The following is a 260-nucleotide window of genomic DNA, read 5'->3' on the forward strand; positions in this document are numbered from 1 at the left end:
GGCGTAGACATGTTCGATCAGCCCGCGTCCGGCGCCGCTGCCGCGCACGCTTTCGTCGACGAACAGATCCTGTAGGTAACAGTAGTCGCCGGTCGTCCAGCAGGAGCGGTGGAAGATCCAGTGCACCAGGCCGATGGCTCGCCCTTCGTGCCAGGCGAGGGCCGCATGCATCGGCTCGTCGTCAGCGAGAAAGCGTTGCCAGGTCAGGGCTGTGGTGGCCTCGGGCATCTGCTGCCCGTAGAAGCGTAGATAGCCTTGCC

Annotated in this window: 1 protein-coding gene; it reads right to left on the reverse strand. The window is 65.0% G+C overall.

Features of this window, described 5'->3' with window-relative positions:
- Positions 1-260: GNAT family N-acetyltransferase (locus AC0IYH_RS32340; protein ID WP_471838418.1), on the reverse strand; the 260-nt coding region annotated here is incomplete at both ends.

The sequence above is a fragment of the Pseudomonas sp. AC463 genome, assembly GCF_979253585.1.